Here is a 26,666-nt window from a genome sequence, read left to right as displayed (position 1 = left end):
GCGCCTGACGGTCGTCCCGGGTCGGGCGTTGGCCCCGCGCCTGACGGTCGTCTCGGGTCGGGCGGTGCCACGAGCGGGGTGATGGTGTTGACGTGCACGCTGAGGCCACGCTGTGGACCGACCCGCAGCGATCGGGGCACGAGGACGTGCACGTCGTCGGTGAAGCTCGCGGCGTGGTGGACGCCGTGCAGGTAGGCGGCCGACGGACCGCCGACCACCACTGCCTGCGGTAGGCGGAGGAGGGCGGCGCGACACGCCAGGGCGTGGTCGCGGTCCAGCCGTGCGTCGGCGTAGATGTCGTGGCGCAACCGCACCCAGGCGGAGTTGCGCAGCTGATGTTCGGTGAGCAGGCCTTCCCGGACAGCGTCGGAGCCGCGGAAGACCTGCCAGGTCAGGGCATCGGGGCGATGCGGACGTGGTGGCATACCGAGCAGACTGCCGACCACCGAGCGGCCCTCGAAACCCCTGTGGACAACCCGGCCTGCACCTGCCGCCGGACCTGTGGACAACGGCGACTCCGCCTGCCGATCGTGCTATGGCAACCGGCCATATCCGCCGACCGAGGAGTCACCGGCCATGTCCATCGACTGAGGAGTCACCGACCGGATCCCACCGACCGATGAGGCACCCGGGGCCGCTGATGGGCGACGATCCACTCGCGTTCCTGAAAGTCGGGCGGTCGTTGGCCATGGGATACCGCGACTTCCGTGAACCCGAGTCGATCACGCCCGAGGCCGGGCGATCCTGGCCGGCGAGCCGGGGTCAGCTGAGGGCGGTGGTGATGGCTCGGGCGGCGGCCAGCACCTGAGGGCCGATCGTGTCGACGTCCAGCGGGGCGAGCGCGACCACGCCGACGCTGGCCTCCAGCCCGGGTACGTCGAGCACCGGTGCGGCCACCCCGTACGCCCCGGCCTGCAACTCTCCGCTGCTGCTGACCGCCTCTGCCACCCCGGCTCGCCCGGCCAGGATCGCCCGGCCCGCCGCTCCCCGGTCCAGTGGATGCCGCGCCCCGGCCCGGTACGCGACGTGGAACGACGTCCAGCTCGGCTCCACCACGGCCAGGGCGACACCCTCTCCACCTTCGACGACGGTCAGGTGGGCGGTGGCGCCGGCCTGCTCGGCGAGGCGACGCAGCGCGGGCAGCGCACCCTCGGCGAGCAGCGGCTGGGCCCGCCGGGCCAGGTGCAACAACCCGGCCCCCAGGCGCAGCCGACCCTCATCGTCGCGGCGCAGCATGCCGTGCCCGGTCAACGCACTGACCAGCCGGTAGACGGCTGCCCGGCCGATGCCGAGCCGATTCGCGGCCTCGGTGACGGTCAGACCCCCAGGCGCCTCGGCGACCAGGTGCAGCAGCCGCAACCCCCGGTCCAGCGTCTGCGACGTCTCCCCGCCCCGCCCGGCAACCCCGTCGGCCCGCCCCAGGCCCGCGCCGGACGGCGGGGCAACAGCGTCGGCCCGCCCCGCGCCCGCATCGGCCCGCCCCGCGCCCGCATCGGCCCGCCCCGCGCCCGCATCGGCCCGCCCAGCGCCGGTGGGAGCCGGTCCCGCGCCCGCGTCGGCCCGCCCCGGGCCCGCGTCGGCCCGCCTTGCGCCGGTCGGGGGCGGCCCCGCAGCCGCGTCGGGTCGCCTCGCGTCGGCGTCAGCCGAATCGGGGGCGGGGGCGGTGGGGTTGGCTGGCAGGTCACCGGAGCCACCGGAGCGTGCGGTCGCATCCACGCCTGGCAGCGTACGACCCGGCACCGGCCGACTCGGACAGGCGCGGACAGCTACCCTTGTACGGTGACGCTACGCCTGTATGACACTGCCACCCGATCGGTGCGGGACTTCGTCCCGCGGGAAGCCGGCAAGGTGGGGGTTTACCTGTGTGGTCTCACCCTTCAGGCTCCGCCGCACATCGGTCACCTTCGTTCCGGGGTCAACTATGACGTGCTGCGTCGTTGGTTGATGGCCGCCGGCTACGAGGTCACCTTCATTCGCAATCTGACCGACATCGACGACAAGATTCTGGTCAAGGCGGGCGAGCAGGGGCGTCCGTTCTGGTCGATCGCGTACGCCAACGAGTTGCTGCTCGCCCAGTCGTACCGGTCGTTGAACGTGCTGCCGCCCACCTATGAGCCGCGCGCCACCGGGCACATCCCCGAGATGCACGAGCTGATCACGAAGTTGATCGCCGACGGGCATGCGTACCCGGCGAGTGACGGCTCGGGCGACGTCTACTTCGACGTGGCGTCCTGGCCGGCGTACGGGTCGCTGTCGGGTCAGTCTCCGGACGCCATGCAGTCCGCCGGGGACGCCCCGGATCGGGGCAAGCGGGATCCGCGCGACTTCGCGCTGTGGAAGGGCGCCAAACCGGACGAGCCGGCGGACGCCTACTGGCCGTCGCCGTGGGGGTTGGGCCGTCCGGGTTGGCACATCGAGTGCTCGGCGATGTGCTGGCGCTATCTCGGCCCGGAGTTCGACATTCACGGCGGTGGCCTGGATCTGACGTTCCCGCACCACGAGAACGAGATCGCCCAGTCCAAGGCGGCCGGGTTGCCGTTCGCCCGGTACTGGGTGCACCACGGGCTGTTGAGCATCGGCGGGGCCAAGATGGGCAAGTCCGCTGGTAACGCGTTGGGCCTGGCGTACGTGGACTCGCTCGGGGTGCGGCCGGTGGAGCTGCGCTACTACTACGCCGCCGCGCACTACCGCTCGGTGATCGACTACTCGGAGGATTCGCTGCGGGACGCGGCCACCGCGTACCGACGGATCGAGGGTTTCGTGCAGCGGGCCGCCGAGCGGGTCGGTGCCGGGCAGCTCGGTGAGCTGCCGGCGGGCTTCGTCGCGGCGATGAACGACGACCTCAACACGTCCGCCGCGCTGGCCGTGCTGCAACAGCACATTCGGGACGGCAACACCGCCCTGAGCGCCGGCGACGATGTGACCGTCCGCACCACGCTGGCCGTGGTGCGGGCAATGCTGGATATCCTCGGGATCGACCCTCTCGACCCGGCCTGGACCGGCGGCGGCCCATCGGACGATCTTCGTGCGGTGGTGGACTCCCTGATCGCGCTGGCCCTGGAGCAGCGTGCGCAGGCGCGGGGCCGCAAGGACTGGGCCGCCGCGGACGCGGTGCGTGACCAGCTCAAGCTGGCCGGCGTGGTGGTCGAGGACACCCCCCAGGGCCCCCGTTGGACTATTGGAGAGCAGGACTGATGGCCGGCAACTCGCAGCGCCGTGGCCGGCGACTGACGTCGAAGGCGACCGCCCCCAAGGGCTCTGGTGGCAAGAACAAGGACTCGTTGGCGGGCCGGGGTCGCACCCTGCCCGCTGACGAGCGGCCGTGGCACAAGGGCTACTCGGGCACCGAGAAGCTGCCCCAGCGCACCGCCTGGAAGCAGGACAAGGAGCGCCGCGCGGCAGCCGAGGAGGGGCGAGCCCCCAAGATCGGGCAGCCCGGCAGCAAGGACACCACCTGGGGCCGGGGCGGCGGTCGGGGGGTGCCGGCCGGTCGGGGTGCCACCGGCGGGCGGGGCGGCAAGCCCACCGGGCGGTCCGGCCCCCGGGTGACGCCGGGGCGCAAGTCCAACCCGTCCAAGGACACCCCTGAGCTGCTGGTCGGGCGTAACCCGGTGCTGGAGGCGCTGCGCGCCAACGTGCCGGCGACGGCGCTCTACACCGCCCAGGGCATCGACATGGACGACCGGGTCAACGAGATCATCCGGACCGCCGCCGACCGGGGCATCGCCAACCTGGAGATCAGCCGCGCCGAGCTGGACCGGATGACCGGCGGGGTGCTGCACCAGGGCGTCGGTCTGCAGGTGCCGCCCTTCGCGTACCAGCCGTTCGAGGACATGGTCGCCGCCGCCCTTGAGCAGCAGGCTCCGCTGCTGGTCGCGCTGGACGGTGTCACCGACCCGCGCAACCTGGGCGCCGTGATCCGGTCGGCTGCCGCGTTCGGCGCGCAGGGTGTCTTCGTACCGGAGCGTCGTGCCGCCGGGATCACCGCGACCGCCTGGCGGACCAGTGCCGGCGCGGCCGCGCGGGTTCCCGTGGCGCAGGTGACCAACCTGACCCGGTCGCTGAAGGCGTGCCGCGACGCCGGCTTCATGGTTGTCGGCCTGGACGCCGACGGCGACACCGACCTCTACAACCTGGAGGCCGCTGTCGGCCCGCTGGTGGTGGTTGTCGGTTCCGAGGGGCGCGGCCTGTCCCGCCTGGTCGGGGAGACCTGCGACCTGACCGTCAGCATCCCGATGATCTCCGAGGTCGAGTCGCTCAACGCCAGCGTGGCGGCGGCGGTCGCCCTGGCCGAGGTCGCCCGTCGGCGCTCCGTCGAGATGTAGCGCACGTCCACGAAGGCCCCTTTCCGCCGCGCGCGGGAGGGGCCTTCGTGCTCAGATCTGCCGGGTCCACGCGACGAAGAGCAGCGCCCCGGCAAACGCCATCAGCAGCACTGTCGGGAGCAACCAGAGCGGGCCGCGCTCGCCCTCCAGGCGTCGGGTCAGCCGCTGGTGCACGGCGGCGATGCCGATCAGGGCGGCCAGCCCGGCGGCGGCCATCGGCAGGCCGACCAGGAAGTGCGCCAACCAGGCGCCGGCCCGGGTCGGACCACCCCAGGAGTTGTCGTACGGCCCCGGGTCCACCAGGCCGTACAGCACACCCCGCAGCACCATCAGCAGCTGCACGCCGAGTGGCAGCAGGGCAATGGCACCCACCAGCAGGCTGAGCAGCGCGTGGCCGAGCACCGCGACGGTGCCGGGCCGCCGGCCGGGCACGGCCGTCGGTGGCATCCCGAGCAGTCCGGTACGCAGGGCTCGCCAGCGTGTGACGGCGGCGTCGGCTCCGCCCAGCGGGGCGGTCACCAACGTGAGGACGGCGACCGGGACCAGCGTCGCGCAGTAGGCGAGGTTCCGGCCGGCCAGGCGAACCACCTGGTACGGCCGGGAACGGGCGGTCGGCTGGTGGGCAGCGGGTCGGGCGAGATCGGTCGGCACGGCACGTCCTCCGGTTCGGGGTTGCCGTGACGGTAGGGGAACGGCCAGCCGTGCCGAGTCACCCCGAAGAGCCACCTGCGCGCTGGCTCCCGGGGGTGAGGCGCCACCGCCGGTATGACGAAAGGGGCGGCCCGCCGAAGCGGACCGCCCCTTTCGGTACGGCGTTACGTCAGATCCGGCTGCCGGTGGCGGCGTGGAAGACGTGGCTGCGACCGGCGACCGGCTTGACGAACACGGTGTCACCCATGTTCGGCATGTTGCGCCGGTCGGTGCGGACGACGAAGCGCTCCGAGTTGCCACCCAGCGCGGCGTGGCCGTAGACGTTGGCGTCCGAACCGAGGTCCTCGACCAGCTCGACCACGACCGGCATGCCGCCCTCGGTCGGGCTGACCAGCTCGCAGTCCTCCGGGCGGAAGCCCACGGTGACCTTGCCGTCGCCACCCTCGGCGCGGGCCGCCTCAACCTGCTCCCGGGTCAGCGGGATGTTCAGCTCGGCGAACTCGGCGCCCCGCTCGTTCAGCGGAACGGTCTTGATGTTCATGGCGGGAGAGCCCATGAAGCCGGCGACGAACACGTTGGCCGGGGTGTCGTAGAGCGCCCGCGGGGTGTCCACCTGCTGCAGGACACCGTCGAGCAGCACCGCGACCCGGTGACCCATGGTCATGGCCTCGACCTGGTCGTGCGTGACGTAGACGGTGGTGACGCCCAGCTTGGCCTGCAGGGACGCGATCTGGGTACGGGTCTGCACCCGGAGCTTGGCGTCGAGGTTCGACAGCGGCTCGTCCATGAGGAAGACCTGCGGCTCGCGGACGATCGCCCGGCCCATCGCGACACGCTGGCGCTGACCACCGGAGAGCGCCTTCGGCTTACGGCTGAGGTACTCCTCCAACTGGAGCAGCCCGGCCGCCTCCTTGACCCGCCGGTCGATCTCCGACTTGGAGGTCTTGCGCAGCTTCAGCGCGAACGCCATGTTCTCGTACACCGTCATGTGCGGGTAGAGGGCGTAGTTCTGGAAGACCATCGCGATGTCGCGGGCCTTCGGGGGGAGGTGGGTGACGTCACGCTGGTCGATGTAGATCGAACCGGCGTCCACGTCCTCCAGGCCGGCGAGCATCCGCAGGCTGGTGGACTTACCGCAACCGGAGGGACCGACCAGGACGAGGAACTCCCCGTCGCCGATCTCGAGGTTCAGCTCGTTGACGGCGGGACGCTCTTGGCCCGGGTAGATCCGGGACGCCTTGGAATAGGTGACCGTAGCCATGGTGAAGCGCTTCCTTTCACCGGCAGGAACGTGCCGGACGATCCGAGTGAAGGAGCAACCGGCACGTGTCCGTGCCGGTCAACGGACGGCGGCCCGGTCGCGGGGGCGCCCGGTCGTCGTCCGTGTGAGTGAACCGTAAACGCGTTTACCCGTGCTGCCAAGGCGGGGGGCCGCCGAGCCCACCAGGCGGGCTACGCATTCCGGTCACTCGGGCACGGTCAGACATCAATCGACGCCACGGCGAACCGGTGTGCGTCGGGTTGTTGACGATTCCCGTGGTCGGGAGGCCTCGCGATCGGGATATCCGGACGTCAGTCGCTATGCTGACCTCGACGCACGCGCCCCTGTAGCTCAGCTGGCCAGAGCACTCGCCTTGTAAGCGAGATGTCGCCGGTTCGATCCCGGCCGGGGGCTCCAATTCCATCAGGCATTTCCCGATGGGCACTGCCACGAGTCGACCAGTTGACAGCAGCGGCACTCACGACAGTTTCCCGTCGAGCTTGCCGCGGGCCTTCCCGCCTGCCGCCCGAGCTGCGTGCCACCGGCCCGCCAGACGACTACCGGATCCGACCGGCGCTCAGGCGAGCAGCTTCACCACGGCCGCGGCCACGGCGCGGGCGGACTGTGGGTTCTGACCGGTCACCAGGCGGCCGTCGACCACCGCGTGCTCAGTGAAGTCCGGTGCCGGTACGTGCTGCGCGCCAGCCTCGGTGAGCTTGTCGGCGAGAAGGAAAGGCACCTCGTCGGTGAGGCCGACGGAGGCCTCCTCGCTGTTGGTGAAGCCGGCCACCCGCTTGCCGGCGAGCAGCCGGGAGCCGTCGGTGAGGGTCAGGTTCACCAACGCCGCCGGACCGTGGCAGACGGCCGCCACCACGCCGCCGCGCTCGTAGACCGAGCGGGCGATGCGGGCCAGGTCGAGGTCGTCGGGGAAGTCCCACATGGTGCCGTGACCGCCGGCGAAGAGGATCGCGTCGTACCCCGCCGGGTCGACGTCGGCGGCCCTCGGGGTGTCCGCGACGCCGGCGGTGGCGAGGAAGTCGTTCTGGGTGCTGTCGTTCTCGTCCCGGCCGTCTACCGGCGGCTCGCCGCCGGCCACGGACACCAGGTCGACGTCGTAGCCGGCGGCCCGGAACACCTCCCACGGCTCGGCGGCCTCGCCGACGTAGTAGCCGGTCGAACGGCCGGTGCGGCCCAGCTCGGAGTGACTGGTCAGGGCGATGAGTGCACGAGTCATGCCCTCCATGCTGGCGTGGCCGGTCCGTCCCGGCCATAGGCCGATGTCACAACGGAGACGGGTTTGAACGCCGGCTCACCGGGTCGGCGGTAGCCTGGGCCCGGCAACGGGCGAGCGAGGCGGGGGCCGATGAGTCGCGCGGTGGAGGAGTCGAACCGGGCGATGCTGCGCGCCCGGGACGCGATGGACCGGGCGTACGCCGAGCCCCTGGACATCCCGGCGTTGGCCCGGATCGCGCTCGTCTCCGAGGCGCACTTCATCCGTACCTTCCGGGCCACCTTCGGCGAGACTCCGCACCGCTACCTGCAACGCCGCCGGGTGGAGCGGGCGATGGCGTTGTTGGTGGAGACCGACCGGGACGTGACGGATATTTGTTACGCCGTCGGCTTCGGCAGCCTCGGCACGTTCAGCCGGACGTTCCGGCAGATCGTCGGCGAGTCGCCCACGGATTTCCGGCGTCAGCGCGTCGCGCCGGCCAACGTGCCGTCGTGCTTCACCAAAGCCTGGACCCGACCCAGCAGTTTTGGATAAGCCGCAGGTCACGCCCAACCTCTAGCGTCATGGGCATGACGATGAACGCGATCAGCCGCTCCCAGATCTACGTCCTCGACCAGGACGCCGCGCTTGACTTCTACGTCAACAAACTCGGCATGGAGGTCAACACCGACCAGGACCTCGGTTTCATGCGGTGGTTGACCGTCAACCTGCCCGGCGACCCGGAGCGGGAGATCCTGCTGGAGAAGCCGGGGCCGCCCGCGCTGGACCCGGCCACCGCCGAGCAGGTCCGCGAGCTGCTCACCAAGGGTGCCCTCGGCGGGTACCTCTTCATGACCACCGACGACGCCCGCAAGACGCACGAGGATCTGGTGGCGAAGGGCGTCGAGATCACCGACGAGCCGACCGAGCGTCCGTACGGGATCGACTTCGGCATCCGGGACCCGTTCGGAAACAAGATCCGCATCGGCCAGATGTTCCCGCGGGCGTAGGGGGCGGACGATGAGTCAGGCCGCGTCTCTTCCACTGGTCCGGCCGGCGGCTGTCGGCCGGGACCGGGCACTGCTGATCGGCGGGATGCTCGCCGGCCCGATCTTCGCCGGCTCGGCGATCGCGCAGGCGTCGACCCGGGACGGCTTCGACTTTCGCCGGCACCCGGTGAGCGTGTTGAGCACCGGCGAGCTGGGCTGGATCCAGATCGTCACGTTCCTGGTCAGCGGAGTGCTCTGCGTGCTGGCCGCCGGGGCGCTGCGCCGCCGTGCCGGCGACGGTGACCGGTCGGTCTGGCTGCCCCGACTTCTCGCGCTGTACGGCCTGGGCCTGGTCGGGGCGGCGATCTTCAGCGCCGACCCGGCCGACGGGTTCCCGGTCGGCACGCCTCGGGGTGCCGGTGAGATCAGTTGGCACGGGGGCCTGCACTTCCTGGTGGCGGCGGTCGCCTTCGGGTCGCTGATCGCGGCGACGGTGCTGGCGGCCCGTCGGGCCGCACGGCACGGGGCGCGCGGTCGGGCCGCGTACAGCCTGGTGACCGGGGTGTTCTTCGCGGTGGCCTGGGTGACGCTGATCGTCCGGCCGGCACCGGCGGTAATGGTGGCGTTCGGCTTGGCGGTGTCGGCCGGTTGGCTGTGGGTGTCGGTCACCTTCGCGCGAGCGGCATCCGGTCGGACCGACTGAACCGACGTGTGCGGGGCCGGGAGGCACGGGGTCGCGACCGTGCCTCCCGGTGTGTTGAGGTGTCAGCCATGGCGACGCGACTGCTGTACCTGACCAGACACGCCGAGCAGGACCTGTCCGAGCTGAACGGCTCAACCGCCGAGGAGCCCGACACCGGCCTGTCCGAGCGCGGTCGGCAGCAGGCCACCCTGCTCGGCGAACGCCTGCGCGGCCGCCGGTTCGCCGCCGTCCACCACGGGCCGCTGCGCCGGGCCGCGCAGACCGCCGCGCTGATCGCCACGTCACTGCCCGATGTTCCGGTGTACGAGACGGAGCTGGCCGGTGACCACCTTCCACACGACACGGACCCGACCGACCTGCCGCCCGCGTACGCGACATTCCTGGCCCAGTTCTCGGCGGCCCAGCGGGTCGACGGGCCGCAGGTGACGGCGGCGGCCGTGCGGCGGTTCGCCGGTCCGGTCACCGGGGCGACAGCCGGTGACGAGCCGGTCCGCGAGCTGGTCGTGACGCACACCTTTCTGATCGGCTGGCTGGTGCGGCACGCCCTCGACGCGCCGGAGCAGCGGTGGCTGGGCTTGAACTCGCACAACGCGGGTTTGACCGTGATCCGGTACAGCCCCTCCGGCCCGCCGAACCTGATCGCCGTCAACGACGTCGCCCACCTTCCGGCGGAGTTGCGGGGCACCGGCCTGCCCCCGGACTACCTGGTCTAGGTGCCGGTGGCCCGCAGCAGCAGCTTGACCAGGGCCTGCGTAGCCGGCGGCGGAGGCCCCTCGGCCGGGCAGTCGGCGTACCCGGTTTCGGTGCTGCCCACGGTGAGGCGGTAGTGCATCACGTCCGCGCAGTTGGTAGCGGTGGTCGGTTGCCCCGCCTCGGCGGCGAGCCGGGGGTCGGCGGCCAGAGCCGTCAGGCTGCCCAGGTCGGCGGGGGTGAGCCGACCGGTGCGCCGGCTGCCGGCCCGGTCCACAGCGGTCCACCGACCGTCCGGCTCGACGGTCACGACGTCGCCGCGGCCCGCGAAGCCGCCCGAACTCCGCAGCGTCACCTGGGCGGCTGCGGCACTGGCGGCCGTGGGGGTGGAGCCGGGCGTTGAGGTGCCGGCGGTCGGGACGGTGGCCGTCGGGGCGGGGGTGTCCGGTGGAGGATTTCCGGCGGTGCCGGCCCGGTCGGTGCTGGTGCACCCGGCCAGCAGGGCGACCAGTAGCGCGACTGTGACGCCGGTTCTCGAGGTGGCTCTCATCCCCGTCGGACGCGCGGCCCGCAGCGTCGGTTCCCCGTCGAGGGCCTCCTCCAGAGGGCCGTCATCGATCCCGTGCCTCGCTCGGTTATGGCAATCTTGGACAGTTTCCGTTAGCGCGTAACGGAAACTGTCCAAGATTGACCAGCGGATGAGGAGGTGGGCGTGTCGGATGCGGAGTTGACAGTCGAGGTGACCGGACCGGTCGCGACAGTGGTGATCCACAACCCGGCTCGGCGCAACGCGATGACCGCGGCCATGTGGCGTCAGCTCCCCGAACTGCTCGACCGGCTGGAGCCCGACCCCGACGTACGGGCGTTGGTGCTCACCGGTGCCGGTGACGCCTTCTGCGCCGGTGCCGACCTCGGTGACCTGGCCGAACTGTTGGACGCCGGTGACACCAGCATCGCGGTGGCCGCCGAGGAACGGCTGGCCCGATTCGCCAAGCCGACGGTCGCGGCCGTCCGGGGCGCCTGCGTCGGGGGTGGGGCACAGCTGGCGATCGCCTGCGACCTGCGGATCGCCGCTGACGACGCCCGGTTCGGCGTACCGCCGGCCCGGCTCGGGCTGGTCTATCCGGCGCCGACGACGCGCCGGCTGGCCCGGCTGATCGGTCCGTCCGCCGCCAAGCATCTGCTGTTCACCGCCGAGCTGATCGACGCCGAGCGGGCGCTGCGGATCGGCCTGGTCGACGAGGTGCTGCCGGCCGACCGACTCGCCGCGCGGGTGGACGAGCTGACCGCCACCATCGCCCAGCGTTCACCGGTGAGCATCGCCGCCGCCAAGGAGATCATCGACGATCGGGCCGAACCCGCGCGGATCGCCTGGTGGCACCGGAAGGTGACGACCACGGGCGAGGCCAGGGAGGGTGTCGCGGCCGTCGCCGAACGCCGTACGCCCCGCTTCGCCTGGCGACCACCGACCGGCGACTGACCGCGTTTCAGCTTCCCGCGTCGATGGGTAGTCCCCGCTCCAAGCGGTGATCGGGGGCCACTATGGACACACCGGCGACGCCACCGGAGCGCACCGGACGGGGAAGACGTCGAACTGGTCTGGTTCTCGCCGTCGTGCTGCTGGTCGTGGTGGTCGGCGGGCTGGTGATCGGCAGCGCGGTGGGCGGTGCGGACACCGGCATCTTCGACGGCGACCCGCCGCGCTGGGCGAGCACCTTCGGCGCGGCCCTGTGTCTGCTCGGCCTGGGCGTCGAGATCGTGGCGATCGTGTGGGCCGTACGCACCGGCCGGTATCGCGCCAACCGTCGACAGTCGCCGCTGACGACGCTCAGTTGGTCGCGCCGTCGACGGTTGGGACGGCAGGTTCGGCGCGGCACACCCGAGCCCGGCGAGGACCCGGCCCTCCTCGTGGAGACGGCCCGTCAGGCCATCGCCCAACGTTGGTTCGTGCTGGTCATCGCCGGGTTGGCGATGACGGGTGCCGGTCAGGCGTTCCTGGGGTTCGCGCCGTTCCACGTGGTGATCGGTGGGCTGCTGGTGGTGATCTGGGCCGTCCTGATCGTGCTGGTCCTTCGGGCTGCCCGCCAGGGGGAGGCGTTCCTGCGGGCCCACCCGGATCTCGGCGGGCGATAGCCGAAGCCCGCGTCCAATCATCGCGATACCTCGATCCCGGGTGGCCCCACGCCGGGTGGGTACGGCAGGCTGTCCGTCGTGCAGCGTGATCAGTTGCTTGCGGGCCGCTACCGGCTCCTGGAGCGTCTCGGCAGTGGCGGCATGTCGGCGGTGCACCGGGCGTACGACGAGGTGCTCGAACGGGACGTGGCGGTGAAGGTGCTGGTCGCCTCGGACAGCAACGCCGGACAGCGGATCCGGGGCGAGGCCAAGGCGGCGGCCCGGCTGTCGCATCCGCATGTCACCAGCGTCTACGACTACGGCGAGTCGACGCTGGAGGGCGTCGCGGTCCCGTTCGTGGTGATGGAGTTGCTCGGCGGTCACACCCTCGAACACCGGTTGGTGGTCGGTCCGTTGCCGCCGCGCGCCGGGTTGCGGGTGTGCGCCGAGGTGGGCTCGGCGCTCGCCGCCGCGCACGAGCAGGGGTTGGTGCACCGCGACATCAAGCCGAGCAACGTGATGCTCACGCCGACCGGGGCGAAGGTGCTCGACTTCGGCATCGCGGCAGCCGCCGGCGCGCCGGAGATCGACTTCGAGGGGCGGCTGCTGGGCACACCGGCGTACCTGGCACCGGAGCGGTTGCTGGCCGGCGAGGTGCTGCCGGCCAGCGACGTGTACGCCCTCGGCCTGCTGCTGCACCGGGTGCTCACCGGCCGACTGCCCTGGCCCGCCGACGCGCAGACCGGGATGCTCCGCGCGCACACCCACGTCGAGCCGGACCCGCTGCCCCCGATCGACGGCGTGCCGCCCGAGGTGCACCGGCTCTACCGCTGGTGCCTGGCTCGCGACCCCGCCGACCGGCCGTCGGCAGCCGACGCGGCCCGCATCCTGCTCGCCGCCGCCAGCGCGGCCGCACCCGCAGTGGCCGCCGTCGAACCAACGGCGACCAGCGCCAGTCCGACCAGCGCCAGTCCGACCAGCGCCAGTCCGACCAGCGCCAGTCCGACCAGCGCCAGTCCGACCAGCGCCAGTCCGACCAGCGCCGATCCGACCAGCGCCGATCCGGCGACGGCGACGTCGAGCAACGCCGGGAGGGCCAGCGCCGGGACGGGCAGCGCCAAGCCGAGCAGCGCCAGGCCGAGCAGCGGCTCGGCGGTGCCGGTGCGGCGTCCTCCGTGGCGTCGGGGCCGCGCCATCCTGACCGTCGGCGGGGCCGTTATCGCCGCGGTGGCGCTGGCCGGGTCGCTCGGCGACTCCAGCAACCGTCGGCCCGGACAGGGCGCCGCGCCGGCCGGCAGCGGCCCGGGCACGACCACGGTGGGGATGCCCAGCACCGAGGAGCCGACCGACCCGGTCGACGTCGGGCCGTCCGCCGTACCGCGGACCAGGAGCACCACCACCGCCGCCCGGACCGGCCCCCCGACCGGTCCGGGCGGAACAGTGCCCCCAGGCCCGACCGCCACCACTGGAGTCCCGACCCCGACCCCGACCACGGTCGCGCCGACTCCCACCCCCGGCGCTGGCGTACCCGTCGCCGGACGCGGCGGGACGGTCACCGTCCGCTGCGTGGGGAAGACGGTCGAGGTGCTCGCGGTGACGCTCGCGCCTGACTTCCGGGCCGAGGCGTACGACCCGGGGCCGGCGAAGCAGATCGTTGTCGGGTTGACCTCCACCGAGCACCGCAGTGAGATCCGGGTGCAGTGCCCCGGTGGCCACCTGAGGTCGACGGTCAAGGAACGCGACGTCTGATCGGGGGGCCGGCGGGTGCCGCGCCCGGGGCGTACCCGGGCCGCGGCCCCCCGTTCCCGCCGGCCGGTCCATCACCGCCCGGCCAGCACCCCCCAGCCCGGGTTCACGGGCTCCCGGCGCAGCGGCATGCCCGCCTCCGCTGGCGTCCGGTCCCCCTTGCGCTGGTTGCAGGCGTAGCAGGCGGCCGTGGTGTTCCGCCAGGTGTTCCGGCCGCCGCGTGAGCGGGGCAGGACGTGGTCGACGGTGGATGCCGGCCCACCGCAGTACGCGCAGCACCGGTCGTCGCGGCGCAGCACACCGGCGCGCGACCAGGCCGGCCCGGAGTTGAACCTCCACCGGGTGACCACGTAGCGGACCAGCCGCACCACCCGGGGCATCGGGAAGACCCCGATCACCCGGTCCGGCTCGGCCTCGTGGATCTCGGCAACCCGACGGCAGAGCATTCGGACGGCGTGTTGGACGGTGACCCGGTGCAGCGGGCCGAGGTCGGCGTTGATGACGAGGACGGCGTCCACCGGGACTCCTTTCCGGTTGGTGGCGGACAGCAAGAAGCCGCCCGGTCCAGTGGTCGGACGGGGCGGCTCGGCACGTACGGGTACGCGTCAGTCGGGCCGGCCCGCCCGGGGACCTTCCGCTCGGCAACCGTCACCGGGCAGCGTCGACGGCACGGTGGTGACGTGCGACATCGTCATGTGCTGCTCCCGCGGTGGTGGTTGACAGTGCGCGCTCACGGTAGGTCGACGCGGGAGACCCGGGCAACGTATTTCGATCGGCCGGTGTCTTCGGGTCGCCGCTGGCGGCGGGTGCGGGGTGCCGCTTTCACAGCGACCCGGGCGGTGGTCAGCGGCCGGTTCAGCCGCAGGGCCATCCTGGTGGTGAGTTCGCTGTCCAGCAGCGGCCGGTTGACCTCACCGGCGACGGCCAGGGCGGGCCCGGAGACCGAGCGCCAGATCGCGGCCAGCCCGGCGCCGAGGCCCACCAGGGCGACGGTGGCCCGGGTGGTCGGTGAGCCGGCGGCCGCGGCGGCGCTCACCCCGACGACCGCGAAGAGCACCAACAGCAGGGGTACGAGCACCGGCCAGAAGATGCCCCGGGCGGCCTGCGCCACCAGCCGCCGGTCCCGGATGATCAGGTTTCTGGCGATCACCGCGTAGTCCTCCTCGTCGAGCAGGTCGCGCGGGTGCAGGCCGCCGGTCAGCACGTCCCGCCAGAGGTCACCCTGGCCGCGTAGGGCCCGGCTCAGCGCGGCCGGCGTCGGCTCGGTCGGGTCGCCGTGGCCGGCGCGGTCGACGGCGCTCGCCCAGTCGGCCAGCGACCGGCGCACCACCGCGGCCGAGTACGGCGGCAGCACGCTGGCCAGCTCGTCCAGCCACCGGCTGATCTGGACGTGCCGGCCGCCGAACTGCCGCAGCAGCTGCGTGACATCACCGGCCCGGACGGTGTCGGCCACTGATCGGCCCAACCGGTAGGCCAGCCCGACCCGGTGGTTGGCGGCCATCGCCCAGCGCAGCACCTCCACGTTGAGGTCGTCGAGGGCGAGCAGCAGCGGCACCGGGTCGGCGGGGTCCGGCTGGCCCGGGTCGGGTAGCAGGGTCCGGGCGGCCGAGGTGTCGGGCACCGGCCCGGTGTGCCGGGTGAGTTCGACGATCTGGGCCACCGCGACGTCCACCCCGTCGAGGTACATCCGCATCCGCCGGTGCGCGGACATCTCGGTGAGGTTGGAGAGCTTGGCCGGCGGTACGGCGGGGCGGGTCTCCGCGAAGGCGCGGGGCTGCGCCTGCTGCCCGTGGTGGTAGGCGTCCGCCATCCACCAACCGAGCCGCAGCGCGGTGACGATGCAGGCGCGCTCGTCGCGGATCAGCGGGTACGTGTCGTCGCGGCCGATCTCGTCGATCGACGAGCCGTGGTCCGCGCCGGCGCGGTGCAGTGGTGACATCTCCCGCTGCCCTCCCGTCCGGCCGATCGACGGTTGATCATTCGAGCGTACGGCAGCGTGCCGGGGCTTATGTGGTGTTTTGTCGATTCAGCCTGCCGGCCAGCAGCCCACGCGGCCGGATCGAGCGCACCGGCTCCGCGGCGGCGCCCTCGGCCCGCAGGATGTGGTTCGCGGCGATGATCCCGGTCGCGGCAGAGCGTTCCATCAACGCGCTCGGGAAGTCCGTGGCGATGCCGTCCCCGGCCAGGTAGACGCCGGTCGCGTCGGTGCGTACCCCCGGCCGCCAGGAGTGGCTGCCCGGCGTGAAAGCCGGCGCCTGCGCCTCCACCCGCGCGCGCAGCTCGCGGACCCGCAGGTCGCCGGCCTCCGGCCAGAGCGCGACCAGCTCGCGGCGCATCCGCTCGGCCAACTCCTCGGCCGGCACGCCGGGTTCGCAGGCGTACGCGTGCAGCTCGATGACCGACCCGCCGGTCTGCCTCGCCCAGCGGCGCGACTCGTTCTCCAACCGGTGGTAGAGCGTCACCGAGTCCAGAGTGGGCTGCCGGGACACCCCGCTGAACACCGCGCGCTCGGCGGCGACGTCCCCGTCACACCAGTACCGGGCCACCGCGTACGGCGGGCCGGGGGTGCCGAAGGCGGGCATCCGTGCCGCCAGCTCGGGTGCCCGCTCGGTCAGGTCCGGCGAGGCCGCGACCAGTGCGGCGAGCGCCGGTGGGTCGACGGCGAGCACCACGTGGCCGGCCGGGCGGCTGCCGCCGTCGGTGGTGGTCACCCGCCAGCCCTCGCCGTCGTGGTGCACCCCGGTGGCGGCGCAGTCGGTGAGGATCCGACCGCCGTGCTTCTCCACGTACCGGGTCAGCGGCTGCCAGATCGCCGTGGCGTAGTCCTCGTCAGGGCAGTCGAAGGCCAACCCCTCCGGGTTGCCGAGCAGGTAGAAGTGGAACTGGGCGACCATCTCGGCCGCCGACATCTCCGCCTCGTGGTTGAAGAACGAGTGCGAGAAGACCTCGAACAGCATCGCCCGCGCCCGGTCCGGCAGTCGCAACGACGCCAGCAGCTCGTCGGCGGTGGTGTCGTCCAGGTCGGCGTAGGTGCGCACCGGGTCGTAGCTGAGCAGCGGCAGCGCGGCGTCCCGATCCATCACCCGCAGGTCGGCCAGACGCAGGCTGGGGCTGCGCAACAGCAACGCGAGCAGGTTCGCCGGAGGTGCCGGGGGCAGCTTGCCGAACTCCTCGGTGGGCCACTGCTCGCTGAGAATCGGGTAGCCCGGAATGGCCTTGAGGAAGCCCAGGTCACCGTCGACCCGGCGGAGGATGGACCGCCAGTTGTAGTACTGCCGGAAGAACGCGTGGAAGCCGTGCTCGTTCTGCTGGCTGCCGTCGGCGAGCGCCTCCGGCCAGGCACCCAGTCGACCGCCCAGCGTGGGCGCCGCCTCCAGCACGGTGACCGCCACACCCCGTTCGGCGAGCACCACCGCCGCCGACATGCCGGCGATGCCGCCACCCACCACCAGCGCCGTGGTCGGTCGCGGCACCCGGTCGGCGCCACCGCCGCCCGGGTCCACCAGGTGCTGCCGTACGCCGATCAGCCGACCTACCACTTGCGACAGCGCCATGGGCCCAGTCTGCCCCACCTGCGGCCCAACGGCCTGTTCAGAGCCCTAGTCGGTCGGCAGGCATCGGCGGGGGCGGTCGGAGGCGGGCCAGACGTACTCCAGATCGTCTGGCACGTCGTCGCCGAACAGTGGGCGGTAGTGCGCCGGGTCCTTGCGCAGCAGCGACGAACGGTGACTCAGGTGCAGGTCGTCGCGGCCCAGCCAGGGTGGCAGCTCACCGGCCTCGGCCAGCTCGTCCTGGGTCCGGATGACACCCGGCCCGCAGGCGGCCGTGAGGTCGACGGTCATCGTGGTGGCACAGGTGTCGGCCCGCCCCGGCTCGGTCCAGACCGCGCACATGTCCAACCCGTAGCGGACGAGCGCCTCCTCGTACCCGGCCCACATCTTCACGGCCGGGTGGTTGCGCCAGCCGTACCCGGGTCGGGTGAGCCCGCGCAGCACCTGGATGGCCTCCACCCGCTGCTTGCCCAGCCGCTTCTGGTCCAGCGTGCGGGCGCTGGCCAGAAAGCCCGGGTACGGGAGGAACGTCTGCATGGCGCTGCTCTACCCGCCGTCGGAGTGGGCATGCCTGGCCCGGGGATGATCCGGACAGGGTCGCCCAGCATGGCCGTGCTGATTACGATCCGGGCATGGCGGAGCCGTGGCGGGACCGGGCGCGACGGGCGGTCGAGTGGAACTGGCGGCTGCGATCCGTCGGTGATCCGCGCCCGCACTACGTGATCTGCGGGAAGGACGCCCTCGCCTACTACGTGGCTCGGGCGATGCTCGAATCTGACCTGCCGGCCGGTGGGGCCCGGGTCACCGTCGTGGTGCCGGAGCGCTACCGCAGCAACGGGCCGGACGTGGCCGGGCTGCGTGGGGTCCGGGTGGTCCGCTCGGACCGGCTGGACGTGGACACCTTCGAGGCCGCCGGTCTGGCCGGGGCTGCCGGGTTGGCCCTGCTGAACCAGGACGACGTCGGCAACCTGCATGCCGCGCTCTGCGCGCAGGCTGTCGACCAGCGGGTCCGCCAGGTGCTGCGGATGTTCAACGGCACCCTCGCCGACGGCGTACGCAAACTGCTGAAGGCGCCGGTCGAGGTGCTCTCCGACGCCGAGATGGCCGCGCCGGCCTTCGTGGCCGCCGCGCTCAACGAGGTCGACCCCAGCTCCTTCCAGCATCGGGACAAGACGCTGCGGGTGGCGCGGCGAGCCGACGTCCGACCGCAGGACGTGGTCTGCGCGTTGGCCCACCTCACCGAGGCGCAGGGCGTGGAGTTGCTGCCCGCCGAGCAGGCCGGCGCGGACCTGGTGCTCGCCGAGGCGACCGGGCAGCCCCCGGGCACCGAGGTCGCCGCCCGTCGGCTGGTTCGCGCGCGCCGGCGGCGTCGTCCGGTCGCTGTGGTGATGGGAGCGGTTCGCGGCTTCGCCACCCGCAAGATCGGCGTCGCGGTGATGGCGGTGCTCGCGCTGATGGCGGTGCTGGGGGCGCTGATCTCCCGGGCCGAGGACGTCTCCCCGTTGGAGGCGCTGTACCTGACGCTGGTCACCACCCTCAGCGGCGCCGACCCGGACACCACCAAGGCACCGGACGCGCAGATCATGCAGGTGGTGCTCAACCTGGCCGGGTTGGCGCTGATCCCGCTGATCACCGCGGTCGTGGTGGACGGCATCGTCAACGCCCGGCTGGCCCTGCACACCGGCCGGCTGCAACCGGCGCGGGTCGGGCACGTGGTGGTGATCGGCTTGGGCAACGTTGGCACCCGGGTGATGGCGCAGCTGCGCGAGTACGACGTCGAGGTGGTGGCGATCGACAAGGCCCCGGAGCCGCGCGGTGCGGCACTGGCCCGCCAACTGGAGGTGCCGCTCATCGTCGGCGACGCCGCGTTGCCGGAGACGCTGGTGGCCGCCTCGGTGGCGGACTGTCAGGCGCTGGTGGTGGCGTCCACCGACGACGTGGCCAACCTGGAGGCAGCGCTCGCCGCTCGCGACCTCCGCAACGACCTGCGGGTGGTGCTGCGGTTCTTCGACGGTGACTTCGCCGAGCGGGTGGAGGAGACCTTCGCCCTCGGGGTGTCCCGGTCGGTCTCCTACCTGGCCGCACCGGCCTTCATCGGGGCCCTCACCGAACGCGCCGTGATCACCACCATCCCCGTCGACAGGCACGCGCTGCCGGTCGCCGAGGTGCCGGTCGCCGCCGGCTCCGAACTGGACGGTCGGCCGCTGGACGTGGTCAACCGGGACGGGCAGGTCCGGTTGATCGCACGCACCCCGGCGGGCGGTGCCAAGACGATCTGGTGGAAGGACCTCGACCCCCGGCAGGTGATCTTCGCGGGTGACCGGCTGACCGTTGTCGCCCGGCGGCGCGGGCTGGACTGGCTGACCCGGCAGTGCGCCCCGCCGGCCCGACCGGGCCCGATCCCCCGACCGGCCGGGGCGGTCCACGGCGGGGTGCACGCCACGGCGGCGGCACCCCCCTCGGTGCCGGGCCCGACCGACTCCGAGGTCGCCGCCTCGGCGCCCGGCGCGGCGCATCCCGTTCCTGCCGCCGGGGAGGTGCCCTGGGCGACCAACGGCGACCAACCCGACGGACGTGAGCTGCCCCTCCGGAATGACGGCACCCGCGAGGAGGGCTGACGCCATCCCGACGCGGGCTGAGCCTCCCGATCCGTGAGGTCGGCTGGTCGGGCCGTGGGAACCGGCCGGCACTGCGCGACAATCCATGGCATGCGTTTCCGCATCCTGGGGTCGACCCAGGTGGTGCTTGCCGACGGGCGCGAGGTCCCCGTCGGCGGTCCGCGGCTGCGCACCCTGCTGGCGCTGCTCCTGCTCGACGCGGGCCGGGTGGTCTCCGCGGAACGGCTGATCGACGGCCTGTACGGGGAGCATCCGCCTCGGGGAGCGGCAAACGCGTTGCAGTCCCAGGTGTCACGGCTGCGCCAGGCCCTGCCCGTCGGGCACGACCCGGTCGAGTTCCACCCGGCCGGTTACCGCCTCGCCGTGGATCCCGACGACGTCGACGCGTACCGGTTCGAAGGGCTCGCCGAGGCGGGACGCCGCGCGCTCGTCGACGGCGACTGGAGCCGGGCGGCGGCCCTGTTGCGCGAGGCGCTGGAGCTGTGGCGAGGCCCTGCGCTGGCCGATGCCATCGGCGCCTCCGCGCAGGCCGCCCGGTTGGACGAGCTGCGGTTGGCCGCCGTCGAGGACCGGGTCGAGGCGGACCTGGCGTTGGGCGCGGACGGCGCACTGATCGCGGAGCTACGGGAGTTCGTGGTCGCGCATCCGTTGCGGGAGCGGGCGCGTGGTCAGCTCATGCGGGCCCTGGCCGCAGTGGGTCGGCCTGCGGAGGCGCTGGCCGAGTTCGAGGACGCCCGGCAGATCCTGGCCGAGCAGCTCGGCGTCGACCCGTCGGCGGGGCTGGCCGCGATCCACCTGGCGGTGCTGCGCGGTGCGGAACGCGGGTCCGCCCAACCGGTGCTACCCGGTCAACTCACCACCTTCGTCGGGCGGGAGGAGGAGCTCAAGCGCGTTGGCGAACTGCTCGGTGAGCGCCGGCTCGTCACCCTCACCGGCCCCGGCGGCGCGGGCAAGACGCGCCTGGCGATCGAGGCCGCCGGCCACGTCGACGGGGAGGTCCGTTTCGTCGAACTGGCCGGGCTGGCCGACGGTGCGGACGTACCGCAGGCGGTGCTGAGCGCGCTCGGCCTGCGCGACGCGGGTCTGCGCGCCTCGGCCGAGCCGGGCCGGCACCCCACCGACCGGCTGGTCGAGGCGCTCGCCGAGCGGCGACTGCTGCTGGTGCTCGACAACTGCGAGCACGTCATCGCGGACGCCGCCCGGCTGGCCGCCCGGTTGCTGGGCGCGTGCCCGACGCTGCGGGTGCTGGCCACCAGTCGCGAACCGCTCGGGCTGGCCGGTGAGGCGTTGTGCCCGCTCTCCGGGCTCACGGTGCCACCGCCGGGCGCGTCCGCGCTGGACGCCGACGAGTACGCCGCCGTCCGCCTCTTCGCCGAGCGGGCCACCGACGTCGCACCCGACTTCACCGTCACGGCTGCCAACGTCGACACGGTGCTGCGGATCTGCCGCACCCTCGACGGCCTGCCGTTGGCGATCGAGCTGGCCGCCGCCCGGCTGCGCGCGTTGCCCGTCGCCGAGGTGGCCGCCCGCCTCGACGACCGGTTCCGGCTGCTGTCGATGGGCAGCCGGGCGGCGTCGCCCCGGCACCGCACACTGCGGGCCGTGGTCGAGTGGAGCTGGGACCTGCTCGGCGACGCCGAACGCCGACTGGCCCGCCGGCTGACCGTCTTCGCCGGCGGCGCGACGCTGGAAGCGGCCGAACGGGTCTGCGGCCTGCCCGGCGGGGAGTTCGTGGACGCGCTCACCGGCCTGGTCGACAAGTCCTTCGTGGAGATGTCCGGCGGCCGGTACCGGATGCTGGAGACGGTGCGGGCCTTCTGCGCCGAGCGTCTCGCCGACGCGGGCGAGGCCGACGACCTGCGTCGGGCGCACACCGCGTACTTCCTGGAGTTCGCCTGGACCGCCAGCGACCACCTCCGGCGCGCCGAACAGCTGCACTGGTTGCGACTGCTCGACGCCGAGCGGGACAACCTGCACGCGGCGTTGCGCCGGGCCACGGCCGCCGGTGACGCGTCCGACGCGGCCGGGATGGTCGCCGCCCTGTCGTTCTACTGGTGGCTGCGCGGCATGCGCGGGGAAGGGGCCCGGCTGGCGGCCGACGTCCTCGGTGTGCTCGGCCCCGAAGCGCCTGCGGGGCTGCGCGAGGAGTACACGCTCTGCGTCTACAACGCCTCGCTCGGTGGATCGGGGCCGCTGGACTCGCTGACGACGCAGCGTTCCGTCATCCGCAGTCTCGACCGTCCGCCCCGGCAACCCTTCCTGCTGTATCTGTCCGGGATCTCGGCCGGACCGCCGTCCGGCGGGTCCGAGCACGTCAACGAGCTGATGCGGGAGCTGCGGCGGCTGGTCGGCTCCGACGTGTGGATCAACGCGCTGGGCGCGATGGGCAGTGGCTCGGCGCAGATGTGGAGTGGCCGGTGGGACCAGGCCGCGACGGCACTGGAGACCGCACTCGACGGCTTCCGGCAGGCCGGGGACCGCTGGGGGTCCATGATCACGCTGGGCGTGCTCGGCGAACTCGCCGCCTGGCGTGACGATCCGGAAGCGGCGGGCGCCCACATGGCCCAGGCCATGAGATTGGCCGAGGAACTCGAATCGACTGTCGACCGGGCCGACATGCTGCGTACCCGGGGCGAGATCAGGCTGCGCGCCGGTGACCTCGGCGCCGCGGGCGACGACCTCGCCGCCGCACTGCTCCTCGCGCAGCGCAGCGGCGCACCGGAGTTCGTCTCCGGCGCCCGGCTCGGCCTCGCCCAGGTTGCCCGGCTGCGCGGTGACCTGGCCGAGGCGAGGCGGTTCTGCGAAGCGGCGCTGACCGGCGGACTCACCGGCTGGTACGTCGGCGACGCCACCCGTACGGAGATCATGTTCGTTCTCGAACAGATCACCGAGGCGGAGAAGGCCGGCCCTGGTGCGCCGCCGTCAGCGGAGCGTGCGTGACCCGTCAGCGAGCCACCGCACGGTGGGGGCATGACGACATTCGACGTGGTGGCCGAAGGGCTGGGTAAGCGCTACGGCCCCACCCGCGCGCTGGACACCTTCCACCTGGCCGTGCCGGCCGGCACCGTGTACGGGCTGCTCGGCCCCAACGGCGCGGGCAAGACGACGGCGGTACGGATCCTCACCACGCTGCTGCGCTTCGACAGCGGCACCGCCAGCGTGGCCGGGTACGACGTGCTGCGCCAGCCCGACGAGGTGCGCGCCCGGATCGGGCTGACCGGGCAGTACGCCGCGGTGGACGAGACCCTCAGTGGTCGGCAGAACCTGGAACTGTTCGGCCGGCTGTTCCGGCTCGGCCGAGGGGCTGCCCGCCGACGCGCCGACGAACTGCTGGAACGGTTCGGGCTGAGCGAGGCGGCGAACCGGTCCGCGGGCGAGTACTCGGGCGGGATGCGCCGCCGGCTGGACCTCGCCGCCAGCCTGATCCGTACCCCTCGGGTGCTCTTCCTCGACGAGCCGACGACCGGCCTGGACCCGCGCAGCCGCAACCAGGTGTGGGACCTGGTCCGGGGCCTGGTCACGGACGGGACCACGGTGCTGCTCACCACGCAGTACCTGGAGGAGGCCGACCAGCTCGCCAACCGGATCTCGGTCATCGACGCCGGGCGGGTGGTCGCCGAGGGGACGCCGGACGAGCTGAAGTCGATGACCGGCGGCGACCGGATCGAGGTGGTGGTCCGCGACCCCGCCGCCCTGACCCGGGCCGCCGGTGTCGTCGCGCCGATCTGCGGTGTCGAGCCCGCTGTCGATCCGGAGATCCGGCGGCTCAGCGTCCCGGTGGCCGACCGGGTCGCCGGGCTGGTCGACGTGGTGCGGGCGTTGGACGACGCCGGGATCGCTGTCGAGGACATCGGTCTGCGGCGCGCCACGCTGGACGAGGCGTTCCTGTACCTGACCGGGCACCGGCCCGACGAGACCGGCGAGCCCGTCGGCGCCGGACGAAAGGCGGGAGTGGCATGACCACGGCGATCACCGACGGTTGGACGATGACCCGGCGGAACATGCTCCACGTGGTCCGCGCGCCGGAGGAACTGATCCTCTACTTCTCCCTGCCGATCATGTTCGTGCTGGTCTTCGGGTACGTGTTCGGCAGCGGCATGCAGGTGGCCGGCGGTGGCAACTACCGCGAGTTCCTGCTGCCCGGCGTCTTCGTGATGACGATGCTGTACGGACTCGGCGCCACCGCGACGGGCGTGGCGCTGGACCTCAGCCGGGGCGTCGTGGACCGGTTCCGGTCGATGCCGATGGCCCGGTCCGCCCTGATGACCGGTCGCAGCGCGGCTGACCTGCTGCGCGCGCTGTTGGAGATGTCCACCCTGCTGGTCTGTGGCCTGCTCGTCGGATGGCAGTGGCGACTCGGGGTGGGCAAGGCGTTGCTCGCCGTCGGGCTGCTCCTGCTGCTCCGGGTCGCGATCACCTGGGTCGGGATCTACCTGGCGTTGCTGGTCCGCAACCCGGACACGGTCGGCGTGATCGTCTTCCCGGCCGCGTTTCCGCTCACCGCGATATCGAACGTCTTCGTGTCGCCCGAGCTGATGCCGTCGGTCATCGGTGCGATCTCGGAGTGGAACCCGCTGTCGGCCACCGTCGCGGCGATCCGCGAACTGTTCGGCAACCCGGGCCTGGGCGGCGACTCCTGGCCGGCGGAGCACGCCATGCTGCTGGCGGTGCTGTGGCCGGTGCTGCTGATCGCGATCTTCGCCCCGCTGGCGGTGCGCCGCTACCGGCGGTTGAGTCGCTGATCGAGGACGTGACGGGGGTCAGCGGCGGGCCCGCAGCGCGTAGACGGCCGCGCCGACGGCGAGCACGCCGAATCCGGCGAGGACGCTGCTGAGCGGCAGGTTGACGGCGAGCAGCAGGCAGCCCACCAGACCCAGAGCGGCGAGGACCTGGACCGGCAGCCGCCGGTCCGGGTCCCGGCCGAGGGTGAGGGCCGCCGCGTTGGTGATCGCATAGTAGACCAGCACCGTGCAGCTGGAGAAGCCGATCGCGCCGCGTACGTCGCCGAGCAGCACCACCACGATCACCACGGCGGCGACCGCCAGTTCGGCCCGGCGCGGCACCTGGTGCACCTGGTGCACGGCGGCCAACGCACCGGGCAGGTCGTGCCGGCGGGCCATCGCGAGGGTGGTCCGGCCGACCCCGGCGACCAGGGACAGCAGCACCCCGACGACGGCGATGGTCGCACCGGCGCGGACCACCCACGCCAGGCCGGGCAGCCCGGCGGCGGTCACCACGTCGACCAGGGGCGCGGCGGAAGCGGCCAACTGGTCGGCGCCGAGCACACCCAGCGCGACCACGGCCAGCACCAGGTAGATCGCGAGCACCACCCCGAGCGCCAGCGGCACCGCACGCGGGATGGTCCGCTGCGGGTCGCGGACCTCCTCGCCGAGCGTGGCGATCCGGGCGTAGCCGGCGAAGGCGAAGAACAGCAAGCCGGCGGCGGTGAGCACACCCCGCGCCGAACCGCCGCTCTCACCGAGCCGGTCCAGGTGCACCGGCCCACCCAGCAGGCCGACGACGGTGACGAGGGCCAGCACCGCGAGCACCAGCGCGACCAACGCCCGGGTCACGGCGGCGGTCTTGCCGATGCCGCGCAGGTTCACCGCGGTCACCGCGAGCACCGCGGCGGCGGCCACCAGCCGGGCCTGGCCCGGCCACAGGTACGCCCCGATGGTCAACGCCATCGCCGCGCAGCTGGCCGTCTTACCGACCACGAAGCCCCAGCCAGCCAGGAACCCGGCGAACGGGCCGAGGCGTTCCCGCCCGTAGACGTAGGTGCCGCCGGACTCGGGGTACCGGGCGGCCAGCCGCGCCGAACTCGTCGCGTTGCAGAAGGCGACGAAGCCGGCCAGCACCAGCGCCGGCAGCAGGCCGGCGCCGCCGGCCGCCGCCGCGGCCGGGCCGAAGACCACGAAGACGCCAGCGCCGAGCATCGAGCCCAACCCGATGACAACCGCATCGGGTACGCCCAGTCGCCGCGCCAGTTGATCCACAGGCCAAACCTAGGAGTACGAGGTGAACGGCCGGTCCCATTCGCGTAGCCGGCCGGGAAGCGGGATGCCGTCCCAGGGCACCCGGTGCAGCAGCCGGTCCAGGAACAGCCCCAGCAGCAGCCCGGCCACCGAATCGGTCAGCCAGTGCCAGCCCAGGTAGGTGGTGGTGGTGAGAACGACCAGCGGCGGCACGATGCGGATCACGGTGACGAGTCGGGCCGGTAGGTGCCGGCCGAAGCTGCGGGCCAGCGGGGCGAGCAGCAGCGCGATGACGCCGTACCAGACGATGGCGTTGGCGACGTGCCCCGACGGGTAGGACTGGGCGAATCGGACCGGCAGGTCGTCGTGGAACAGCGGCAGGGTCTGCTCAGGCGACAGGAACGGCTCCTTGACGCTGGCGCTCGGTGCGGCCCGCGCGGTCCAGACCTTCAGCGGACCGATCGTGAAGGTGGTGACCACGAATCCGACCACCGGCAGCAGGATGGGCCGCACCGACCGCAGCCGAACGGCCAGCAGCACTCCCAGCCCGACGCCTATCAGGGTCAGCGGGGTGCCCTGGCCGAGGAAGTTCAGCACCCGGGCGACCCAGTACGCGGCGGCCGGTCGGTGCCCGTCGGCCCAGTCGGCGACCGCCCGGTCCAATCCGAAGAGTTGCCCGGCGGCGAGGGCGACTGTCAACCCGGCCAGACCGACGAGCAGGAGGGCGTCGAACCACCAGCCGGCCGGGCGGACGGGCCGTAGCCGCAGGTCACGTCGTACCGCCGTGGGTTTGAACACGCGACCACGCTACCGGCCCGGTGCGAGGCCGGGATGT

The 26,666-nt window shown here is 72.8% G+C and carries 25 protein-coding genes and 1 tRNA gene; 15 read left to right on the top strand and 11 right to left on the bottom strand.

Annotated features, from left to right (window positions below; all coding sequences use genetic code 11):
• Positions 1–92: 92 nt before the first annotated feature.
• Entirely contained in the window at positions 93–233 is a 141-nt protein-coding gene (locus AB0C03_RS10310; protein WP_247675150.1) for a hypothetical protein, read from the top strand.
• Positions 234–762: 529 nt separating this feature from the next.
• Here AB0C03_RS10310 and AB0C03_RS10305 read toward each other — a convergent pair.
• On the bottom strand, positions 763–1,422 hold the full coding sequence (locus AB0C03_RS10305; protein ID WP_210858038.1) for an IclR family transcriptional regulator: 660 nt from the start codon (positions 1,420–1,422) through the stop codon (positions 763–765).
• 357 nt (positions 1,423–1,779) lie between these two features.
• Between AB0C03_RS10305 and cysS the strand changes: the two genes are divergently transcribed.
• Together cysS and rlmB are read left to right on the top strand one after the other, a co-directional pair.
• Positions 1,780–3,195 (top strand): cysteine--tRNA ligase, encoded by a 1,416-nt coding sequence (gene cysS / locus AB0C03_RS10300; protein ID WP_210858031.1) that lies wholly within the window; start codon positions 1,780–1,782, stop codon positions 3,193–3,195.
• The gene (gene rlmB / locus AB0C03_RS10295) at positions 3,195–4,325 is read left to right on the top strand and encodes a 23S rRNA (guanosine(2251)-2'-O)-methyltransferase RlmB (RefSeq protein ID WP_030327857.1); all 1,131 of its coding nucleotides are present in this window, start codon (positions 3,195–3,197) and stop codon (positions 4,323–4,325) included. Before cysS ends, rlmB begins: the two co-directional genes overlap by 1 nt.
• A 51-nt stretch (positions 4,326–4,376) precedes the next feature.
• Here the strand turns inward: rlmB and AB0C03_RS10290 are convergent, their stop codons facing one another.
• Together AB0C03_RS10290 and AB0C03_RS10285 are read right to left on the bottom strand one after the other, a co-directional pair.
• Positions 4,377–4,976 carry a hypothetical protein gene (locus AB0C03_RS10290; RefSeq protein WP_357635944.1) on the bottom strand — a complete coding sequence of 200 codons (600 nt, stop codon included), beginning with the start codon at positions 4,974–4,976 and terminating at the stop codon, positions 4,377–4,379.
• Positions 4,977–5,145: 169 nt separating this feature from the next.
• On the bottom strand, positions 5,146–6,237 hold the full coding sequence (locus AB0C03_RS10285) for an ABC transporter ATP-binding protein (RefSeq protein ID WP_030327855.1): 1,092 nt from the start codon (positions 6,235–6,237) through the stop codon (positions 5,146–5,148).
• A gap of 340 nt (positions 6,238–6,577) precedes the next feature.
• On the opposite strand from AB0C03_RS10285, the gene AB0C03_RS10280 reads away from it, so the two are divergent.
• A tRNA-Thr gene (locus AB0C03_RS10280) sits at positions 6,578–6,654 on the top strand.
• A 160-nt stretch (positions 6,655–6,814) separates the two neighbouring features.
• Here AB0C03_RS10280 and AB0C03_RS10275 read toward each other — a convergent pair.
• A complete protein-coding gene (locus AB0C03_RS10275; protein ID WP_247680198.1) occupies positions 6,815–7,471 on the bottom strand; it encodes a type 1 glutamine amidotransferase domain-containing protein in 657 nt (218 codons plus the stop codon).
• A gap of 129 nt (positions 7,472–7,600) precedes the next feature.
• Between AB0C03_RS10275 and AB0C03_RS10270 the strand changes: the two genes are divergently transcribed.
• The 4 genes from AB0C03_RS10270 (at position 7,601) to AB0C03_RS10255 (ending at position 9,852) form a co-directional block, all read left to right on the top strand.
• Positions 7,601–8,002 (top strand): helix-turn-helix domain-containing protein, encoded by a 402-nt coding sequence (locus tag AB0C03_RS10270; protein ID WP_030327853.1) that lies wholly within the window; start codon positions 7,601–7,603, stop codon positions 8,000–8,002.
• A 35-nt stretch (positions 8,003–8,037) separates the two neighbouring features.
• On the top strand, positions 8,038–8,457 hold the full coding sequence (locus tag AB0C03_RS10265) for a VOC family protein (protein WP_030327852.1): 420 nt from the start codon (positions 8,038–8,040) through the stop codon (positions 8,455–8,457).
• Between the two features lie 10 nt (positions 8,458–8,467).
• Positions 8,468–9,139, top strand: coding sequence for a DUF998 domain-containing protein (locus tag AB0C03_RS10260; protein ID WP_210864840.1), 672 nt, complete (start codon positions 8,468–8,470; stop codon positions 9,137–9,139).
• 68 nt (positions 9,140–9,207) lie between these two features.
• Positions 9,208–9,852: a histidine phosphatase family protein gene (locus tag AB0C03_RS10255; protein ID WP_210864839.1), complete on the top strand. Its 645-nt coding sequence runs from the start codon at positions 9,208–9,210 to the stop codon at positions 9,850–9,852.
• Here the strand turns inward: AB0C03_RS10255 and AB0C03_RS10250 are convergent.
• Positions 9,849–10,379, bottom strand: coding sequence for a hypothetical protein (locus AB0C03_RS10250; protein ID WP_210864838.1), 531 nt, complete (start codon positions 10,377–10,379; stop codon positions 9,849–9,851). The genes AB0C03_RS10255 and AB0C03_RS10250 overlap by 4 nt on opposite strands.
• Positions 10,380–10,535: 156 nt before the next feature.
• Between AB0C03_RS10250 and AB0C03_RS10245 the strand changes: the two genes are divergently transcribed.
• The 3 genes from AB0C03_RS10245 (at position 10,536) to AB0C03_RS10235 (ending at position 13,690) form a co-directional block, all read left to right on the top strand.
• A complete protein-coding gene (locus AB0C03_RS10245; RefSeq protein ID WP_210864837.1) occupies positions 10,536–11,309 on the top strand; it encodes an enoyl-CoA hydratase/isomerase family protein in 774 nt (257 codons plus the stop codon).
• Positions 11,310–11,371: 62 nt separating this feature from the next.
• Entirely contained in the window at positions 11,372–11,962 is a 591-nt protein-coding gene (locus AB0C03_RS10240) for a hypothetical protein (RefSeq protein ID WP_357635937.1), read from the top strand.
• Positions 11,963–12,040: 78 nt separating this feature from the next.
• Entirely contained in the window at positions 12,041–13,690 is a 1,650-nt protein-coding gene (locus AB0C03_RS10235; protein WP_357635933.1) for a serine/threonine-protein kinase, read from the top strand.
• Positions 13,691–13,761: 71 nt separating this feature from the next.
• Here AB0C03_RS10235 and AB0C03_RS10230 read toward each other — a convergent pair whose 3' ends face one another.
• The 4 genes from AB0C03_RS10230 to AB0C03_RS10215 form a co-directional block, all read right to left on the bottom strand.
• A complete protein-coding gene (locus AB0C03_RS10230) occupies positions 13,762–14,205 on the bottom strand; it encodes an HNH endonuclease (protein ID WP_030327845.1) in 444 nt (147 codons plus the stop codon).
• 212 nt (positions 14,206–14,417) lie between these two features.
• Positions 14,418–15,626, bottom strand: a complete 1,209-nt coding sequence (locus AB0C03_RS10225) for a hypothetical protein (protein ID WP_051708116.1) — start codon at positions 15,624–15,626, stop codon at positions 14,418–14,420.
• Between the two features lie 67 nt (positions 15,627–15,693).
• Positions 15,694–17,241 carry an FAD-dependent oxidoreductase gene (locus AB0C03_RS10220; RefSeq protein ID WP_357635929.1) on the bottom strand — a complete coding sequence of 516 codons (1,548 nt, stop codon included), beginning with the start codon at positions 17,239–17,241 and terminating at the stop codon, positions 15,694–15,696.
• Between the two features lie 45 nt (positions 17,242–17,286).
• A complete protein-coding gene (locus tag AB0C03_RS10215; protein ID WP_030327842.1) occupies positions 17,287–17,775 on the bottom strand; it encodes an MSMEG_6728 family protein in 489 nt (162 codons plus the stop codon).
• Positions 17,776–17,870: 95 nt separating this feature from the next.
• On the opposite strand from AB0C03_RS10215, the gene AB0C03_RS10210 reads away from it, so the two are divergent.
• The 4 genes from AB0C03_RS10210 to AB0C03_RS10195 all read left to right on the top strand — a co-directional run bounded on the left by AB0C03_RS10210 (position 17,871) and on the right by AB0C03_RS10195 (position 24,598).
• Positions 17,871–19,856 (top strand): potassium channel family protein, encoded by a 1,986-nt coding sequence (locus tag AB0C03_RS10210; protein WP_357635925.1) that lies wholly within the window; start codon positions 17,871–17,873, stop codon positions 19,854–19,856.
• Positions 19,857–19,946: 90 nt separating this feature from the next.
• The gene (locus AB0C03_RS10205; RefSeq protein ID WP_357635923.1) at positions 19,947–22,796 is read left to right on the top strand and encodes an AfsR/SARP family transcriptional regulator; all 2,850 of its coding nucleotides are present in this window, start codon (positions 19,947–19,949) and stop codon (positions 22,794–22,796) included.
• A 30-nt stretch (positions 22,797–22,826) separates the two neighbouring features.
• On the top strand, positions 22,827–23,816 hold the full coding sequence (locus AB0C03_RS10200) for a daunorubicin resistance protein DrrA family ABC transporter ATP-binding protein (RefSeq protein WP_030327839.1): 990 nt from the start codon (positions 22,827–22,829) through the stop codon (positions 23,814–23,816).
• The gene (locus tag AB0C03_RS10195; protein WP_030327838.1) at positions 23,813–24,598 is read left to right on the top strand and encodes an ABC transporter permease; all 786 of its coding nucleotides are present in this window, start codon (positions 23,813–23,815) and stop codon (positions 24,596–24,598) included. The genes AB0C03_RS10200 and AB0C03_RS10195 overlap by 4 nt, the downstream gene beginning before the upstream one ends.
• Positions 24,599–24,616: 18 nt before the next feature.
• Here the strand turns inward: AB0C03_RS10195 and AB0C03_RS10190 are convergent, their stop codons facing one another.
• Together AB0C03_RS10190 and AB0C03_RS10185 are read right to left on the bottom strand one after the other, a co-directional pair.
• Positions 24,617–25,852 (bottom strand): APC family permease, encoded by a 1,236-nt coding sequence (locus AB0C03_RS10190; RefSeq protein WP_357635918.1) that lies wholly within the window; start codon positions 25,850–25,852, stop codon positions 24,617–24,619.
• A 9-nt stretch (positions 25,853–25,861) separates the two neighbouring features.
• Entirely contained in the window at positions 25,862–26,599 is a 738-nt protein-coding gene (locus tag AB0C03_RS10185) for a phosphatase PAP2 family protein (RefSeq protein ID WP_357636222.1), read from the bottom strand.
• Between the last annotated feature and the right edge of the window lie 67 nt (positions 26,600–26,666).

Source organism: Micromonospora parva, assembly GCF_040649675.1.
GTDB lineage: Bacteria > Actinomycetota > Actinomycetes > Mycobacteriales > Micromonosporaceae > Micromonospora > Micromonospora parva.
This window is presented reverse-complemented; position numbering and strand designations above follow the sequence as displayed.